The following is a 14636-nucleotide window of genomic DNA, read 5'->3' as shown; positions in this document are numbered from 1 at the left end:
GTAGTTAAAATAGGATCAGGTGATCTAAAGAGAGTATACCACTCAAAAACATATAAATAGTCTTTACTCTGATCAAATCCCATGAAAAGAGGACTGTTGGTGTTGATTTTTGTAGTAAGTACTTTTCTTGCAAGTGCAACGCTGTTTCAAACTCTTACCTCTACTAATTTTAATGAAGGCACATATACCAATACAGGATATAATGGATCTGCAGTGATGTTAAATGCATCCAAGATTGCAGGTAATTATACCAGTTTAATTTATGATACTTTGGGAACTTCAAGTTATCAAAGTATTTCTTGGACACCAGAGTTATGTTACCAATGTGATCTTCCCGATAATAAAACTAATGAAACTGGTTTTGTCAATAATACAGATATGGTTAAGAACGTATTCTTGTTTCATTTTGATAAAAATAATACCTATGAGAATAATACTCATTTTTATGATTTTAGTGAAACAGGTTTAAATGGAACTTGTGGTGGGAATAACTGCCCTTTGCTTAACTCTACTGCACGGTTTGGAAACTCTTTCTATTTCAATGGAACACAAAACATCACATTGGGAGATCAATTGGAATCCATCTTAAATACAAATTATACTTTCGCAGTATGGGTTTACCCAACTGCCAATACCACCATAGAAACTATTTTTTCTAAGTATAGTGATACTTCAGGAGATATAAAAGCACAGTTTATGTTTGCATATAGATTAGGGAAATTTAGACAATTAAGATATGGCAATATTGGAGGATCAACTTGGAGAGATTATATGACTACAGACAAATTTTCTTTAGATAATTGGTACCATGTGGTTTTTGTGGGTAATCCAGTAGGAGATACGTTCCAAATTTATGTTAATGGTACTGAGGTTGCAGGAACAAAAGGAGGAACCGGTGCGATCACCACTATTGCTGATTCTACAGAGAATACACGAGTCGGCGGCGCACGTGGAGGAGCATATAGCTTTGATGGATTCATTGATGAACTTGCGATCTGGAATAGAACGCTTAGCCCAGAAGAGATACAAATTCTTTACAAACGGGGTGCAGTACGTCTTAATCTCTCCGTACGTAGTTGTGATGATTATAATTGTACTGGAGACAGTTTTGTAGATATTGCAGATGAACCTTCTACTCAAAGTCTAAGTCTTTTAAACAATGAATATATTCAATACCAATATGAATTTTTAAGCGATTGGAGCAATGTGACACCTAAATTATTTAATGTGACTATTTCGTATACTTCGATGGGAGATGTTCCTGAGTTGCCATGGTTCGGGTACATATTTATTCTGATTTGTGTGGGATCAGGGTTTATGCTATTACAACAACGAAAAGAGAATTAGAATAAATCTAAGTTAAATATTCTCTAGCCCCACATCGAGCACCTTGAAGATACCATTCTCAAAAACATATAAATACCCCCCCCCAGTCTAAACCCCATGAAAAGAGGACCGTTGGTGTTGATTTTTGTAGTAAGTGCTTTTCTTGCGAGTGCAACGCTGTTTCAAACTCTTACTTCTACTAATTTTAATGGGGGTACATATACTAATACAGGATATAATGGATCTGCAGTGATGTTAAATGCATCCAAAATTGCAGGTAATTATACCAGCACGATCTATGATACTGCCGCCATCTCGAGTTGGAGTAGCATTGCGTGGACGCCAGAACTATGCTATCAATGTGACCTTCCAGACAATAAAACTAATGAAACTGGCTTTGTGAATACAACCGATATGAACAATAACGTTCTTCTACTCCATTTAGATAAGAATGGGACATATGAAAATAACACCTATTTCTACGATTTTAGCGGAAACAATCTCAACGGAACCTGTAGCGGAGGTGCTTGCCCAACAGTGAATACGAGTGCTCGTTTCGGCTCCTCATTTTATTTTAATGGATCAGATAATATTACGTTAGGAGATGTACTTGAAACAACGATAAATGGAACATATACCGTTGCGGTATGGATCTTTCCTATTGAAAATGTATCGGAGACAATCCTAAGCAAATATAGTGCAACAGCAGGAGACGTAAAAACTCAATTCATCTTCGCCTATCGTGTAGGAGGATTATTCCGGCAACTTCTTTATTCAAATCTTGCCGGAACCACATTTAGAGATTATAACACAGATCGTAAGTATCTTCCCAATTCGTGGTACCATGTTGTTTTTGTAGGAGATATGGTTGGCGATACTTATCACACTTATATTAATGGAACAGAGGTCCCTGGAACGAAAACAGGAAATGCCATAACCAACATACCTAGTTCCACAGAAGATACGCGAGTGGGAAATGCACGAGGACAAGGTTTTGATTTTGGTTTTGATGGTAACATCGATGAACTTGCGATCTGGAATAGAACGCTTAGCCCAGAAGAGATACAAATCCTCTACAAAAGAGGTGCTGCTCGCTTAAATTTGTCGGTACGCAGTTGCGATGATGCACTTTGTTCGGGAGAAAGTTTTACAGACATTGCAGACGAACCCAGCACGCAAAGTTTGAGTCTCTCCAGCAGCGAATATATCCAATATCGCTATGAATTCTTGAGTGACTGGAGCAATGTCACACCAAAACTATTCAACGTATCCATAACCTACACAGAATTAGGTGCAGTACCTGAGATTCCTTGGTATGGTTATCTCTTTATTTTGATTTGTGTGGCATCAGGGTTTATGCTATTACAACAACGAAAAGAAAATTAACAAAAACAAATTTAAATTAGATATTCTCGTAATTTTGTTATAGGTACGCGTTCTTGTTGAGTCGTATCGCGGTTGCGAACGGTTACACAATTATCATTCAATGAATCAAAGTCAATGGTAATGCCATATTTTACACCCATTTCATCAGCACGGGCATAACGGCGACCAATCGATGCTGCTTCATCATAAAAACACTTGATGTGCGGTCGAAGTGTTGAAAAGATGTCGGTTGCGAGTTTGACAAGTTCTTCTTTGTTTTTGAGGAGAGGGAAAATTCCTGCTACGAAGGGCGTGACGTTTGAGGGAAGCGAGAGGACAATATTACCACGTTCTTTGTCATCGTGATAATTGAGATCGAGTAAGGAGTACACATTACGATCAACGCCAAAACTGAGTTCTAAGACATGAGGAATAAATCGTTTGCTACTTTCTTCGTCAAAGATCTCCATGCTTTGTTTTGATACTTTTTCATGTCCGCCAAGATCATGATCCGTACGATAATGAAGTCCACCAACTTCAGTCCAACCGTGTTCATGAAGATCAATTTCTAAGTCAAAATGATACTTGTTATAGAATGCTTTCTCACTATCATCTAACTGATAAAGACGGAAGCGTTCTTGGGGGATACCGATGACGTCGAAATAAAATTGTTGAATTTTAACCAGATGATACAGATAGAATTTAGGTAGACCTTTTTGGCGTAATTCTTCAGGAGTTCTTTCCACAACTGCATTTTTCTTACGATCTTCTTCAAGCAGCACGCGCAATTTGTATTTCTTGACTTTGTCAAATTCAGGATGTTCATCAACCAGATGAGGATTGAAGAAAAGTTGGAGTTCTGCTTGGGTAAATTCACGTTGACGTAGAGTAAGATTACGCGGAGAAATTTCGTTGCGAAATGCTTTACCGATCAATGCTAGACCCAAAGGTAGTTTTTTTCGTTGTAATTCGTATTGTAATTTGAAATTAACATAAGGCGATTGCGCGGTTTCTGGTCGTAGATACGCAGTTGTGGTATTGCCAACACCCATGTGCAGAGGAAACATCATGTTCATGGATGCAACGGGTGCAAGAGTCTTTTTACATTGAGGACAGTTAAGTTTGTGTTTCTCGATAAGTTGATTGAGTTGATCAGGATTGAAACCCTCTGTACGTTGTTTGGTTGCTTTCTCGACAAAGTGATCGGCACGTTCGGTAAATTCACAGACACTGCATTTGACGACAGGATCAGCAAAGTTAGCTAAATGACCTGAAGCGCGAAAGACATTGTGATGCATGATTTGTGCGGTTTCAAGTTCAAATGAATTATCGTTAAGATTAAGGAAATAAGCGCGCCACACGTTTTCAAAGTTATGTTTGAGAAGTGTCCCAAGGTGACCATAATCGTAGAGTCCAGCTAAACCACCATAAATTTCAGAAGAAGGATAGATGAAGCCTTTTTTCTTAAGAAAGGTTGCCAGATCTTTAAATGTGTGAGTCATTTAGGGGGTGAGTGAGGGTCGATTTATTAAGATTTTGACTGAAAATGAAGATATTGTAGATAGTAGATGCAGATAAAGAGACTTTTTGACATGCCACTGGACACACTGGTCAAGTCCGGGATTTCTATATAAAGGCGTTCGGCTCTGAATAGTTTATTGGAGGCACGAGAAGTCAAAGATTTCTTGGTCCTCCTGAGGAGGGGGATGTATTATGACGCGACAAAAATTATTCAGAAATGGGATTTTAGTGGGAATTGTTCGACCTGATTTTCACGGAGTTGTAGCTGAAAAGTTTTGGGCAGTATTTAATTTGAGTTGTATTTCATTTTAATTTTAGATAAATGAGGTGATTAACATGACAATGAAACGAGAAAGAGAGATGCAATTACGTCGAGAGATTGAAAGGCAATTGGAACGATCAAGAAATATAACAGATGAAGAATAGATTTGAATTCAGAGTAATTATAAAAAAGGATCATTTTTGTTTCTAGATGATTCCCCTATCTTCCCAAGATGTAGAATATTATGTACAACTAACCATTAACCCAGATTCGTTATCGTTTCCCATAGATCGTACACGACCTTATTGTTATATTGGCAAAGTAGTACATTTAGATTCATTACAAGTCATTCTTACCCCCTCGGACGTATATAGACCGGGAGGGAACCATGTCAATTTTGTAAACACACCAGAAACTTATTTGAGAGTACTTCAAGAAGAGGAAGCACGACATTCCCCTAATGTATTGGACTTAGATGAACTTCGAGCATCTAAAGCAAGTCCAGACGATCTTGAAACTAGGGTTGATTACATACGGGGAGAAGTTCAAAATATTGTTGGAGTTTGGAAAAGAAGAGTAATCAATTTGAAAGATATTATTGGCGTTACCTTACTTTAATTATGTGCCCTTCCCAGCACTTTCACAAACTCCTCTACTGGCTTAACGCATTGCTCACGAAAGGAGTCTTCACCTTGTGCTGCAACATGATTGGTCAATACGATGTTGCCGGTGAGTTTCTTACGTAAATCTTCAGAAAATACATCTAAGCCAACACCGCGCAGTTTCTTTTCTTTGATTGCCCAAAGCAGTGCTGTCTCATCGACAACTTCAGCACGCGAGGTATTAATGAAAAAAGCATGTTCTTTTATCTGCGAAAAGAATTCTTTATTACAAAGATTTCGTGTGTGTTCAAGTAATGGAACGTGAATGGAAAAAATATCACTTTTGGCAAGAAGAGTGGGAAGAGAGACCATGGCGACGTTGAGTTCTTGTAGTAAGGTCACATCTTGAGGTACAACATCATAGGCAACGACGTTCACTTCACAGCCTTTAAGTTTACGAGCAAGAATTTTACCGATAGCACCAAAACCGACAAGACCAACTGTCTTACCTTTAAGTTCGGCGAATGGACGTTGCGAATCTTGACGTAACAATGCGAAAATAAGATAGAGGGCGTGTTCAGCAACACTATTGGCATTAGTGCCAAGGCAATTGATGAGTGTTACTTTATGCTTGGTGAGTTCTGCAATATCGATATTGTCTAAGCCAACGCTACAGCTAATGACATACTTTAATTGTGGAAATTTCGCAACATCTTTGGGTTGGAGTGGCGAGAACGTGCGAATGACTAGGACATTTGTAGATGGAAACGATTTGGTTGAGAGATAAAGATCATTAGTGATGGTTGTGATGTTGCCTTGTTTACCTAACAGGGTGAGAGCATCTTTGTGAATATCGCCAACAACAAGTATTTCGAAGACATCTTTCATGATTTTCTGAGAGGGTTTTGAGTTTATAAGGATGATGGAAGATATGTCCAAATATCTTCTTGATGCGATCAGATTTAAAAATATGGTTTGTTTGGATGAGGATTATGAGTAATACTTTCTTTGAAGGAACAACATATGGATCAGGAAAATTCAAAGGATTACTCCCAGAGTATTATCCTCCAAAATACAGACTATATATTGAAGAAGAGACTAAGTTACTTTTAGAACTGGTACAAAATTCGAAAAGGATTTTGGAAGCAGGTGTGGGTATTGGAAGACTTATTCCTGTCCTTGCACCGGTTGTGAAAGATTTTGTAGGTATTGATAATGCCGAGTATATGATTGAAAAGTCCAAAGAGGTTGCGAGCCATTTTCCAAATGTGACAATCTATAAACTTGAAATTGAAAAAGCAGCTGAGTTTTTTTCTCCGTTTTATTTTGAGCATACCCTCTGTTTATGGAACACATTAGGAAATGTAAGAAATGAGGAAGATATTCTTAGAATATTACGTGAAATTACAGACAAAAGTATATTTATTACCGTTTTTCTCAAAGGAACAAAAAAAGACAGATTAGAATTGTATCATGCAATAGATGTAGATATACAAAAGTATGATGAGGAATCTGAAACTTTTTTTCTAGACGGTTACGTTTCCCGGACTTATAATTTACAAGACGTAAAACTTCTGGCAACAAAAATAGGTCTAAAAATCAAACAATCTAAAATATTAGGTGGAGTCGTTCTTTTTGTAGAGTTAGTAAAGATATAATCGATTAAGAAAGTGGGTTTATAGTATGATGAATTTATTCTGCTTTGGCTAGTTTCCCATTTCGTCTTGATGATTCTACTGCCCAAGATACAATATACGCAGCGATGCACAGAAAGATTATGGAAACTACTAATGCGTAGATGACGGAGGGTACGTTGAGTGGTTGACCATGAACGGTGGCGCGCATTTGTTCAAAGACATGAGTGGTGGGAAGAACTATTGCTATTTTTGCTGCCCAACTAGGAAGCGCGCTGAGCGGATAGAAAACACAACTAAATGGTTGTAAAACCCAAACTGGACTCCACGCAAGGACTTGTACGCGCGTTCCAAAAAGAAAAATGAAGGAACTGACTAACATACCCATACCCCACCCCATGATGAGTAAAATGGAAATGAGGATGCTAAAGTGAAACCAATTGTAGATGAAGACGTTGAAATGATAGAGCAGATAACTTACGCTAAGCATGACACCAAATGCGGCGAATGCGCGGACAAATCCCGTAACAAGTAATGAGGTAAGTAACTCACTGCTTTTGAGTGGAGAAGAAAACAGATGATATAGACTTCTTGACCAAAAACTTTCGAGAAGATAAACAACGATGTCTTGACTGGTTCGCCATAAGAAAATCCATAACACAATTCCACCCAAAACTGTATTGAGAATATTATATTCTGAAAGACCTTGGATGTAGAAGGTCATAAATCCCCAAATAAAAATGTCAATAATTGGCCAATAAAAGATATCAAAAAGTCGATCAAGACTATCAAGTGAGAAATAGTAATAGTTCAATAACATGGCTTTGACACGATGTAGTTTCATGTTTTTGTCCTCATTTGCGTGACCTCGAAAGAAAATATTCTTCCAATGTTGGTTTTTCCAAAACAAGATCCTCAAAGACGAGATTACGTTCAATAAATTTTTCAAACAAAGGATAAATGATATTGGTACGATTTTCAACACTAAAAATAAAGAGATCACCTTTTTCTTCAAAACTAATACCCTCTTTCTTGAGGAAAGCTCGTAATGCTTTTTGATTTTTAGAGATAGTTAATGAAATACGCTGAACTTTGAGTTCAGCAATAAGATCTTTTGGTCTACCCATTTTAACAATCTTGCCTTGATCAACAAACGCAACCCGATCACATAACTTTTCTACTTCTTGCATATAATGAGATGTGAAGATGATAGTGCAATTAGTTTTTTTGTGATATTTTGCAATCATGTCGCGTGTAATTTCTGCCATGTCTGGGTCAAGACCAACAGTACATTCATCGAGAAAGAGAAGTTCGGGGTCGCTAAGAAGAGCTTTGACTAAAACAACACGAGTACGTTCTCCCGAACTAAGCAGAACCAGTTTGGTGTTAAAGAGATGTTGTAATGAAAACTGCGAGCAGAGTTCTTTGATCTTGGTATCGGCATTTTTGACATTATAAAGCAAAGCGTAGACTTTAAGATTTTGTTTGATGGTTAGATTTTGGCTTAGGTTATAGTACGCAGTGGCGACATTAAATCGTTGTTTGCATTCTTCTTCATTTTTAAGAAAATCTTTTCCAAACATGCTGATGGTACCCGAGGTTGGGCGTAAAAGACCTGTAAGCATGTTGATCGTGGTGGATTTTCCTGCACCGTTAATTCCTAAGAGTCCGAATATCTCTCCTTTTTTAACTTGAAATGAAATGCCATCTACTGCACGAAACGTACCTGTTTTTGTTTTGTACTCTTTAACCAGGTTTTTGACCTCAAGAATATTCATACATCTAGGAAATAGAGGTTGATTAATAAGGATAGTGGTTAGGGATGTGGAAGAAAAGAAAAAAAAAGCCTCTGGAGGGACATTCACAACTTTTAGGCTTGTTTTGGTCAAGCCATGAGAAATGTTTTGCATTTCTAGGACTTGCTGCCACAAGTTTTTCCTAAAAGGTTGATTTGAACCCTCAACCTACTGCTTTCTCGATTTTGATCAAACTTTTTTGAAAAGTTTGTTACGAAGCAGTCGCTCTTTTACGCTTCGCGCAAAATTTACTTACGCAAAGTACCGTTGAGCCACAGAGGCATTGAATTCACAAAATGCGTTTTCTTTTTTAAGGTATCGTCATTCCAAGTTGATTTGTCAAAGAAAGATATTGACTAATTTAGTTTTGCGATTAGTTCTTCTTTTGTTTTGAATTTTTTCTGACATTCAAAGCACACAGGATACTGTTTGGATGATCCTGACTTGTGGACAATGGTACCTTTAATCTTGCTTAGAAAAAGTTCGGCGATTTTATTAGTACAGATAGAACATTTTTGCATAGTATACAAAAGATACGCCTTTTTTTAAATTCTGCTCAAAAAGTTTATAATTAAACTCTTAAATTATTATTACTTATGAGTGACATTAAAGAACATATTAGATCTTTGGTATGCAAAGGATTAGGAAATGAATACTCTGATTCTAGCATAACGCTTTTTTCAGATGATGGAACACAAAAAATAATTTATGATGTAAGTCGCCCAACGGGTGAAAGTTTACTAGTGGTTGCTGTTCCTCGTGAGAAAGAGTACGATTTGCCTGAAGAATATGCAAAATTAGAACACTTGTACGATAAAGTACCTGACTTTTTTCCTAAACCATTATTCTATGAAGAGGAAGGAGCACTAAAAGTATTTGGTATGCAACGTTTTCCCCACAAATCATTAGAACAGCAGCTGGAACGATTAGAAAGAAATGTTGATTTACGTGAAGGAGTATCGTTTGAAATTGGTAATGCAATGGGATACACTTTCGCTTTAACTGGCATGTATTCGACTGCCCCACATGAGGGCAATATTCTTTGTAGAACAGTGAAAGGAACAATTGACATTAAATTAGTAGATGCCGCCCACTTTGAAGAAGGAAACCTGCGTAATCTTAGACAATCAGTTCAAGGAGAATTGCCCTGGTGTAATAAGGTCCTTTTTAGAAACGGTTTAGAAAACGGTCTTGATAGAGGAGGATATGAGAAATAATCCTATTTTTGGTATGCAAAGGTTAGGAGATAGCCATAATGACTGAGGTTTTATTCACATTTGATCGTGCACTGCCTGGAACTAGGGCATAGTAGAACATCTTTCTCGATCTGACCAAAACTAATATAAAAGAGGCTACTTGATTCTTCTCTATGCGTAAGCGTATTGCTGTTATTGATCGAACAAAATGCCGCCCTGATGAGTGTGGGAATTATCTTTGCGCTAAATTGTGCCCGGTTAATCGCGCAGGAACAGAATGTATTACTCCCGGAGAACCAGATAAGAAAGCACGTATTGATGAGATGTTATGTACAGGCTGCGGAATCTGTCCTAATCGCTGTCCATTTGGCGCAATTCAAATCATTAATCTGCCGGATACTCTTAGCAAAGACCCAGTTCATCGTTATGGACAAAATATGTTCGAGTTGTATTTGTTACCTACGCCAGTTTTTGGCAGTGTAACCGGAATTCTAGGGAAAAATGGTATTGGAAAATCAACCGCGCTTAAGATAATGGCGAATATGCTCAAACCAAATCTTGGCCGTTTCGAAAATCCTCCCGATTTTAAAGAAGTCATTAATCATTTCAAAGGCACTGAAACACAAAAATTTCTCGAGAAACTCAATAAAAATGAGATCACACTTAGCTACAAACCGCAACAAGTAGATTTGATACCGAAACAAACTAAAGGAACAGTGCGTGAATTACTCGCAAGAGTTGATTCTAAAGGGACAATGATGAGTGTTGTGGAGAAATTGCAATTGACCCATTTTCTGGATAATGAGATTGCGACAATTTCTGGAGGAGAATTGCAGCGTGTTGCGATTGCTGCAAGTGTTTTGAAAAATGCAAATTTATTTCTTTTTGATGAACCAACTTCTTTTTTAGATATTAAACAGCGTGTCAAAGTCTCAGAATTTATCCACGGTCTTGCTGATGAAAAAACAGCAGTCATGGTAATCGAGCACGATTTAATTATTTTAGATTACATGACTCAGTATCTTAACATAATGTATGGGCAAGAAGGCGCGTATGGTGTTGTCTCAGGATTGAAAGCAACACGCGAAGGTATCAATGCATTCTTAGAAGGATATTTGCGTGAGGAAAATGTACGATTCCGTGACCATGCTATCAAATTTGAAAAAGCACAAGATAGCCGAGGAGCTATACCATTTCCCCTTATTTCTTGGCCAGCACTCAAAAAAACATTAGGTAAATTTACTTTAGAGATTGGTGCAGGAACGCTACATCGAGATGAAGTAGTGGGAATCTTAGGAGAGAATGGCATTGGAAAAACCACGCTGATTAAAATTCTTGCAGGGTTAGTTACACCCGATTCCGGTGTCATTGATACTTCTGTTAAAGTTGCCTATAAAGCACAGTATCTGGAGAGTGACTCTGATTTGCTTGTAAGTGAATTTCTACAACGAGCAATTGAAAAATATTCTTATCAGCTCATTGGAGCAATGGATATTGAACCACTTTTAACTCAAAAATTGTCTGAGTTGTCAGGAGGACAGTTACAACGTGTGGCTATTGCGCATTGTTTATCACAAGATGCTCAATTATTTTTGTTAGATGAGCCTTCAGCATATCTTGATGTTGAACAGCGTCTAAAAATTTCCAAAATCATTCGTAATGTGGCACAAGAACGAGGGATTACTGTCTTAATTGTAGATCACGATTTGATGTTTCTGGATTATATTTCTACTCGTTTAATTGTCTTTTCAGGAACTCCAGCAGTTCATGGAAAGATGGAAGGACCATTTAAGATGGAAGAAGGCATGAATCGATTTTTGAAAGATTTGAACATCACTTTACGCAGAGATATGACTTCTCGCCGTCCTCGCGTGAATGATGTAGGGTCAGTGAAAGACCGAGAGCAGAGAACCGAAGGAAAATGGTATTATAGTTAGGAAAATTAATTTTTATCCAAAAATTCTTATAAAGAATACAACAGAAATAGATAGTATGCCTATTGTAAAATCTGCTCTCTTTGATCTTGATGGTTCACTTGCGAATTACGTCAAAGCAATGGAAAGAGACATGGAAAAATATTCCAACCTATCTCCACCTTATCCTGTATATTGGAAAGAAGATCTTCCACCCTATGTTGGTAATCTCATTAACCTCATCAGACTACGTCCTGGTTGGTGGGAAGAACTTGAACCTATCGAAGACGGTTTTAGGATATTAGATGCATCTATACAAATCGGTTTCGAGATTGATATTTTAACCAGAGCACCTCGACACATGCCCCACGCAGCAGCAGAAAAATTACGATGGTGTGAAAAACACATCGCTCCACGCGATGAAGCGTATGGTTCCCATATTTCTACTAGAAAAGGAGCAGTACATGGGCGTGTCTTCTACGATGATTTCCCAGAATTCATGGATAGCTGGTTAGAGCACAGACCTCGGGGTTTGGGGATTATGCCAGTCAATAGATTTAATGAATCATATAGACATCCTCAAGTCGTACGTTGGGACGGAACCAACTTTGATGATGTGTGTGATCGATTACAGCAAGCATATTCTCGGTAGATCTTTTAGTAGGGTATCACTGCTTCTGAATCATATCTGTCTGCTTTGTCGTAGGCAAGAATCACGATATTTTGATCTTTGACAGACTTCGCAACTTCTATGGCACACGCGATACCTGCTCGTGTGGAACGGCCAGCATCTTCATAGCCAGTAAAGGTTTGATCCCAATGAGGTAATTCTTTGAAGGTTTTTCTGCCAGTACGTTCTTGATAGTGGTGGTCTTGCCAGCGATCGCTGACTAACATGGCGTCGCTGATTAAACCAGCTTCAACTGCGTGTTTGATGTGGGGAAAATCGATACCTTGGTAACTGGTACCACGTAGACGATGACGTGGCAATGTTCCAGGTTTGATGCCAAAGCGTTGTTCGTATCGGCCAGGATATTTTTGATCGTACATCACTGCTGCTTGAACAGATTCGAAAGGAATAGTTTTAGTTTTTGGACTCAAGGCTCGAGCTACACCAAGAACTGTTGACCCATTGCCCACCGCAGGCATATAGATATCAACTCTAACTTTTTGCATAATTTCATACGCAATTGCTTCAAAAGCTTGTAGTGTTATTCCATTGTTACTAAAACCAGCCCCAGCGCGTTTACCCATAGAGTGATTCAGGAAATAAAAATCTCGATGTTGTGGAAGAAACTCTCGAAGAAAATTAGGAAAACCACTTACATACTCATTTTCAGGTGTACGATAAATAGTCGCACCATGTTCTCGCGTAACACGAACAATGGCTTCATCCACGCCTTCAGGGATAGCAACGTGACATTCATATCCCAGAACTCTTCCAATACCTGCAAATGCAGTACCAGCTGTTCCCGAGGTTGTTTCAAGAACTTTGGAACCAGGTGTGAGTCCTCGATGTTCTTCGAACTCACGAAATAGTTCTACATAAACTCGATCGTAATGTGAACCGAAAGGATTATCACATTCTTGTTTGAGGAAGAGACGATTGTTGTTGGGAAGCTCACCAGCGTATTGCACAAGCGGTGTGTTGCCGATGCGTGCTTCGAGTTCATCATAGAGTTGTTGACGTAATGGATCCATAGTAGTTTTCACCTAATTTTTATTATTTGTTACTCTTAAGTAAGAAAATATGTTTTATTTAATCCTATGTTGTCTTATTTTAAAACGACAATCTTAAAAAGAGGCAGACCAAACCAGATATATGCACAAAGAAGCAGTCTTGCAACAGTTTGGCCTCACGGAAGCAGAGGTCAAAGTCTATCTCTATTTGCTACAATATGGTGAAGAGACAGCGAGTGAGATCGCGAAGAAGAACAGTATGAATCGCACGTTTACCTATGATCGGCTTAAGAAACTGCATGATGCTGGATTGGTTAGTTCTGTGATTAAAGATAACAAGAAGTATTTCCTCGCCACAGAACCACAGCAACTCCTTTCTCTACTCAAAGAACGCGAAGAGCAAATTAAAGACGTATTACCAGAATTGGAGAAGATGCGTAAACCTAAAGAAGATGTGCCAAAGGTAGAAGTATATTCGAGTTTGAAAGGTGTCAAGACCGCGCTTAATTTAATGCTTAAAGAACAGCAGACTGTGTTTGTTCATGGTTCTCTGAATCTCTTCAAAGGTGCGTTTTCGGTACATTTTGAGATTTGGAATACGAGACGAGTTAATTTGAAAATTCCCCTTAAGATTTTAAGTTCTGAAAAAATCAAATTAGAACTGGCGGAAAGCGATCAATTACCCCTCGAGGAAAAATCAATCACCACTACATTTACCTTTGGCAATTCTACATTAATTGTGATGTGGAACGATCATCCTTTGGCAATCCATATTGATAACAAGAATATTGCTGATAATAACCGAGTTTTGTTTAACACCATCTGGAATCGAGAAGTACGAATCTACAAAGGCAAAGAAGGCATTTTACAAGCATTCTGGGAAGTGATTGAAAATACGAAAGATAGTGTCGGCTTTGGATTGTCTAAAGAACTTGCTGATATCTACACAGTAGAATGGAGCAATGCTTGGCATGAAGATAGAAACACCCGTAATGTGAAAGTACGATTAGTAGCCTATGATGACAAAAAAAGTAGAGACTATTTTACACCACGTACCAAAGCCAAGAAAGACTACCTTGTACGTTTTCTACCCAGAGAGCTCCAAGGTCCAGCGTGCGTGATGATTTCAGATACAAAAATTGCAACCTTTGTCTACACAGAAAAACAATATCAAGTCATTGTCAACAAAAACAAAGAAACAATTCTAGCCTATCGAAAATACTTTGAAGAATTGTGGCAAAAAGCGAAAAAATAGATTTATTCTACTACTTTAGCTACGGTTTGAGCAGGTGCTTTTTTAGCTACATATTTCTTAACGTATTTGCGACCGTTATTGTGAGT

14 protein-coding genes are annotated in these 14636 nt (G+C 38.1%); 8 read left to right on the top strand and 6 right to left on the bottom strand.

Annotated features, from left to right (window positions below; translation table 11 throughout):
• The first annotated feature begins 81 nt into the window (after positions 1-81).
• Complete coding sequence (locus tag HYV86_07435; protein MBI2573671.1) at positions 82-1347, top strand: LamG domain-containing protein; 1266 nt, start codon at positions 82-84, stop codon at positions 1345-1347.
• 96 nt (positions 1348-1443) lie between these two features.
• The gene (locus HYV86_07430; GenBank protein ID MBI2573670.1) at positions 1444-2712 is read left to right on the top strand and encodes a LamG domain-containing protein; all 1269 of its coding nucleotides are present in this window, start codon (positions 1444-1446) and stop codon (positions 2710-2712) included.
• An 11-nt stretch (positions 2713-2723) separates the two neighbouring features.
• Here the strand turns inward: HYV86_07430 and HYV86_07425 are convergent, their stop codons facing one another.
• Positions 2724-4193 (bottom strand): glycine--tRNA ligase, encoded by a 1470-nt coding sequence (locus HYV86_07425; protein ID MBI2573669.1) that lies wholly within the window; start codon positions 4191-4193, stop codon positions 2724-2726.
• Between the two features lie 491 nt (positions 4194-4684).
• On the opposite strand from HYV86_07425, the gene HYV86_07420 reads away from it, so the two are divergent.
• A complete protein-coding gene (locus HYV86_07420; GenBank protein ID MBI2573668.1) occupies positions 4685-5092 on the top strand; it encodes a hypothetical protein in 408 nt (135 codons plus the stop codon).
• Here the strand turns inward: HYV86_07420 and HYV86_07415 are convergent.
• Positions 5089-5964: a hypothetical protein gene (locus tag HYV86_07415; protein ID MBI2573667.1), complete on the bottom strand. Its 876-nt coding sequence runs from the start codon at positions 5962-5964 to the stop codon at positions 5089-5091. The two genes, HYV86_07420 and HYV86_07415, sit on opposite strands and share 4 nt — an antisense overlap.
• 104 nt (positions 5965-6068) lie before the next feature.
• Between HYV86_07415 and HYV86_07410 the strand changes: the two genes are divergently transcribed.
• On the top strand, positions 6069-6734 hold the full coding sequence (locus HYV86_07410) for a class I SAM-dependent methyltransferase (GenBank protein ID MBI2573666.1): 666 nt from the start codon (positions 6069-6071) through the stop codon (positions 6732-6734).
• 34 nt (positions 6735-6768) lie between these two features.
• Here the strand turns inward: HYV86_07410 and HYV86_07405 are convergent, their stop codons facing one another.
• The 3 genes from HYV86_07405 to HYV86_07395 form a co-directional block, all read right to left on the bottom strand.
• Positions 6769-7554, bottom strand: a complete 786-nt coding sequence (locus HYV86_07405; GenBank protein ID MBI2573665.1) for an ABC transporter permease — start codon at positions 7552-7554, stop codon at positions 6769-6771.
• A 10-nt stretch (positions 7555-7564) separates the two neighbouring features.
• Entirely contained in the window at positions 7565-8488 is a 924-nt protein-coding gene (locus HYV86_07400; protein ID MBI2573664.1) for an ABC transporter ATP-binding protein, read from the bottom strand.
• Positions 8489-8862: 374 nt separating this feature from the next.
• Positions 8863-9027 carry a hypothetical protein gene (locus HYV86_07395; GenBank protein MBI2573663.1) on the bottom strand — a complete coding sequence of 55 codons (165 nt, stop codon included), beginning with the start codon at positions 9025-9027 and terminating at the stop codon, positions 8863-8865.
• Between the two features lie 75 nt (positions 9028-9102).
• Here HYV86_07395 and HYV86_07390 point away from each other — a divergent pair, with 75 nt between their 5' ends.
• From HYV86_07390 to HYV86_07380, 3 genes are all read left to right on the top strand, one after another.
• Positions 9103-9723: a hypothetical protein gene (locus tag HYV86_07390; GenBank protein MBI2573662.1), complete on the top strand. Its 621-nt coding sequence runs from the start codon at positions 9103-9105 to the stop codon at positions 9721-9723.
• Between the two features lie 152 nt (positions 9724-9875).
• Complete coding sequence (locus HYV86_07385) at positions 9876-11639, top strand: ribosome biogenesis/translation initiation ATPase RLI (GenBank protein MBI2573661.1); 1764 nt, start codon at positions 9876-9878, stop codon at positions 11637-11639.
• A 55-nt stretch (positions 11640-11694) separates the two neighbouring features.
• A complete protein-coding gene (locus HYV86_07380; GenBank protein MBI2573660.1) occupies positions 11695-12267 on the top strand; it encodes a hypothetical protein in 573 nt (190 codons plus the stop codon).
• 5 nt (positions 12268-12272) lie between these two features.
• On the opposite strand, the gene HYV86_07375 is transcribed toward HYV86_07380, so the two are convergent.
• Entirely contained in the window at positions 12273-13316 is a 1044-nt protein-coding gene (locus HYV86_07375) for a pyridoxal-phosphate dependent enzyme (protein MBI2573659.1), read from the bottom strand.
• Between the two features lie 121 nt (positions 13317-13437).
• Here HYV86_07375 and HYV86_07370 point away from each other — a divergent pair, with 121 nt between their 5' ends.
• The gene (locus tag HYV86_07370; GenBank protein MBI2573658.1) at positions 13438-14550 is read left to right on the top strand and encodes a helix-turn-helix domain-containing protein; all 1113 of its coding nucleotides are present in this window, start codon (positions 13438-13440) and stop codon (positions 14548-14550) included.
• The last annotated feature ends 86 nt before the right edge of the window (positions 14551-14636 follow it).

This window comes from Candidatus Woesearchaeota archaeon (genome assembly GCA_016188115.1).
GTDB lineage: Archaea > Nanobdellota > Nanobdellia > Woesearchaeales > GW2011-AR9 > JACPIK01.
Note: the sequence above shows the minus strand (reverse complement) of the source record. Positions and strands in the feature narration are given on the sequence as shown.

Bases quoted from the DNA above. Each gene is read 5' to 3' on its own strand.
- HYV86_07400 (MBI2573664.1), bottom strand. From the start codon at position 8,488: ATGAATATTCTTGAGGTCAAAAACCTGGTTAAAGAGTACAAAACAAAA.
- HYV86_07410 (MBI2573666.1), top strand. From the start codon at position 6,069: ATGAGTAATACTTTCTTTGAAGGAACAACATATGGATCAGGAAAATTC.
- HYV86_07385 (MBI2573661.1), top strand. From the start codon at position 9,876: ATGCGTAAGCGTATTGCTGTTATTGATCGAACAAAATGCCGCCCTGAT.
- HYV86_07390 (MBI2573662.1), top strand. From the start codon at position 9,103: ATGAGTGACATTAAAGAACATATTAGATCTTTGGTATGCAAAGGATTA.
- HYV86_07395 (MBI2573663.1), bottom strand. From the start codon at position 9,027: ATGCAAAAATGTTCTATCTGTACTAATAAAATCGCCGAACTTTTTCTA.
- HYV86_07435 (MBI2573671.1), top strand. From the start codon at position 82: ATGAAAAGAGGACTGTTGGTGTTGATTTTTGTAGTAAGTACTTTTCTT.
- HYV86_07375 (MBI2573659.1), bottom strand. From the start codon at position 13,316: ATGGATCCATTACGTCAACAACTCTATGATGAACTCGAAGCACGCATC.
- HYV86_07415 (MBI2573667.1), bottom strand. From the start codon at position 5,964: ATGAAAGATGTCTTCGAAATACTTGTTGTTGGCGATATTCACAAAGAT.
- HYV86_07380 (MBI2573660.1), top strand. From the start codon at position 11,695: ATGCCTATTGTAAAATCTGCTCTCTTTGATCTTGATGGTTCACTTGCG.
- HYV86_07405 (MBI2573665.1), bottom strand. From the start codon at position 7,554: ATGAAACTACATCGTGTCAAAGCCATGTTATTGAACTATTACTATTTC.
- HYV86_07425 (MBI2573669.1), bottom strand. From the start codon at position 4,193: ATGACTCACACATTTAAAGATCTGGCAACCTTTCTTAAGAAAAAAGGC.
- HYV86_07370 (MBI2573658.1), top strand. From the start codon at position 13,438: ATGCACAAAGAAGCAGTCTTGCAACAGTTTGGCCTCACGGAAGCAGAG.
- HYV86_07420 (MBI2573668.1), top strand. From the start codon at position 4,685: ATGATTCCCCTATCTTCCCAAGATGTAGAATATTATGTACAACTAACC.
- HYV86_07430 (MBI2573670.1), top strand. From the start codon at position 1,444: ATGAAAAGAGGACCGTTGGTGTTGATTTTTGTAGTAAGTGCTTTTCTT.